Origin of the sequence: Aeromonas sp. Prich7-2, from assembly GCF_017939255.1 — a bacterium.
Classification (GTDB): Bacteria; Pseudomonadota; Gammaproteobacteria; order Enterobacterales; family Aeromonadaceae; genus Aeromonas; species Aeromonas caviae.
In genome coordinates, this window is sequence record NZ_JAGKRI010000223.1 from 1 (window position 1) to 2,411 (window position 2,411).

Sequence of the window (2,411 nt, forward strand, 5' to 3'; positions counted from 1 at the left end):
TTCTGGGCCATAATAATAAACAGTTGGTTAAGATCTCGACTATTTACAGCTTGGCAACGCAAGGTACAATTAAAATCGTACTTGGAGCCGTTCAACTGATCGAGACTTGATCAACTTGTGCAGAGAATGATCATGCGTCGGCCCTGATGCTGCAATGACTAAGTTGCCCGCGAATGTTGAGCGGCTGATTAAAGATGCTGCAATGCCTAAGTTGCCTGATCATGTTGAGCAAATTCTTAAAACTGTTGATGTACTTATTCCGCGTGAAATAAGGGAGTATCAAAAGACACTGAAGCAGTTTGAGGATGTAGTTAACAAGCCGCTCTCTGACTTGAGGAAATAAGGCTTCATGTAATAGAGTGTACAGATATAGTTATCACTTGACACCGGCTTCAAACCGGTGTCTTTTATGCTACTAGGTTAGTAATGATGTTTTTATAAGCCCACAGAAGATCGCTTCCTAGCAGCTCATATCACCTCTTAGCGCCTACTCTTGGCTCTTTGCATCCAACGTCTGTTTAACGCCTTTTCTTGCAGTCATCATATACACAGCAAATAACCCTGTGATACCAGTAACACCTGCCAGTACAAACAAAAAAGCTCCAGATGAATGGCTAAGTACAAATGCTCCTATGAATGGCGCTATAAGCATCGCGCTGTTCTGGATTGCTTGCAGCCGTCCAGCTGCAATCCCAAGGCTTGCTTGAAAATTTTCAGCCAGGTATACATTTGATGAGATCGCAAATCTAGAACTGAAAAGCCCTACAACAAAAAATACTATAGCCAATGATGCCAATTGCAATGTAAAAGGTTCATATAATATGGGGGCGATCAAAATAAACATACACATAGTAATAAAGGCAGGGAATAAGATCTCCTCAATTAGTCCTTTAAGAGAAGAAGACGTAGCATTACGAGCACTCCACAACCCATACAGAAAGTTTCCTATAGCAGATGAAGATACTAATACACCAAGGGCACTTTTATCTAACCCGTTATCTCTAAGTAAAATTGGGAGTTGATTGTTGACCATGAAAACGGCGATAAAAAATATTGCCATTACTATGGCATATGAATTCCAACTTTCATTACTCAATGTTGATGGCTTTGAGCTTGGTGAATTGTCCAGTCCATCTTTAACTGTTGTAGTCTTTATTGTCCAGAACACAATGCAGCCAGCAAGCGTTAATCCACCTGAAATCAACAATGCATATTCGTCACTCCCGAATGACGCGATTGCTCCACCAAGTGCAGGGCCAGTTATCTTTGCTGCACTATTCATCATATTTAGCAAGGAATAGTAGCGAGTTCTGTTTTCCGCTGGTACACAACGAGCACTGATAACTGATATAGCTGGTGTGGCTATGCTATTAAATAGAGATCTAATTACAGCTATTGCCACAAAGATATATAGGTTGCTTGCAGTTAATAGTGCAACAGTCAGCAACGCCCTTAGCACGAGACTCGTACGCAACCAATAAAGAACTTTACAGCCATTAACCAAATTACTAATAAATCCGGTAAATATGATACCTGGCAATAGCATACTTGCGCCGATAATTGCTATCTCCATGCTATCAACTTGAAATCGATACACACATATTGTCAGTATGGCTATATAGTCAATCCATCCCCCGAACACGACCAACCCATCACCCAGTAAAAGTAGCTTGAGACGGTTTGAAAATGAATGAGTTATTTTATCCAAAAGAATACTCCTGCAACTTCATCTGCAATTTGAAGTGGTTTTGAAATTCCATTTTTTTCTCTAAATTCATCAACCGCTAGCTTACATCCTGGTAGATTATAATCATCAATGATGATGAATCCACCATCGGATGGTTGATGAATACCAGGAGCGAAGGCTCCAAACGGCGATTTCAATTTAATGGCCGAGAAGTTAGATGTAAACACCTTCTAGCAGGAAGATGCACGAGTGTTGATTATTTGTAACAAGCGATAATCCGTAGGATGTTGAGTCGAGTAGTGATATTGACTGAGGAAAATGCATATTTGATATAGAAAATTCAAATTCTTTACCAACATTAAGGCAAAAATATTTTTTTGACCCTAAGTGATTACTTATCTGGGTAACAAAAATCAATTGACATCTATATGTGAAATGTGGGTTTCACTATAAATTAGATTAATAGACTTCTTTTACACGTCTTGCGATTACTCAGTGGTTTTAAATCTGGTAAATGAGCTTGGTTATAGTTGTTTTGAAATAAATCAAACATACAAGCTATGTTATGCTCAGTCTCCCGGCGTTTTTCAAGATAGTTGTCGCGCAAAGCTGTTTTAAGCAGCCTCTTTTTGCTCCGGCTCGGGTTTCTCGGGCCGCTCCGGATTTAGCATCACGGCACCGATAGGTGTCCAGTCTCGCGTCTTGCCACTCCACCTCGCTGGGT

3 protein-coding genes are annotated in these 2,411 nt (G+C 40.2%); 1 reads left to right on the forward strand and 2 read right to left on the reverse strand.

Translation table 11 applies throughout. The features are described from left to right. Positions 1-154 precede the first annotated feature (154 nt). Positions 155-343 (forward strand): hypothetical protein, encoded by a 189-nt coding sequence (locus J9892_RS21265; protein ID WP_210538911.1) that lies wholly within the window; start codon positions 155-157, stop codon positions 341-343. 144 nt (positions 344-487) lie between these two features. Here J9892_RS21265 and J9892_RS21270 read toward each other — a convergent pair whose 3' ends face one another. Both J9892_RS21270 and J9892_RS21275 read right to left on the reverse strand, forming a co-directional pair. Beyond that, on the reverse strand, positions 488-1,708 hold the full coding sequence (locus J9892_RS21270; protein WP_069785450.1) for an MFS transporter: 1,221 nt from the start codon (positions 1,706-1,708) through the stop codon (positions 488-490). Beyond that, positions 1,696-1,914 (reverse strand): TylF/MycF/NovP-related O-methyltransferase, encoded by a 219-nt coding sequence (locus tag J9892_RS21275; protein ID WP_201873217.1) that lies wholly within the window; start codon positions 1,912-1,914, stop codon positions 1,696-1,698. The genes J9892_RS21270 and J9892_RS21275 overlap by 13 nt, the downstream gene beginning before the upstream one ends. Between the last annotated feature and the right edge of the window lie 497 nt (positions 1,915-2,411).

Coding starts and splice junctions, on each gene's coding strand:
- J9892_RS21265 (WP_210538911.1), top strand. CDS start 155: ATGACTAAGTTGCCCGCGAATGTTGAGCGGCTGATTAAAGATGCTGCA.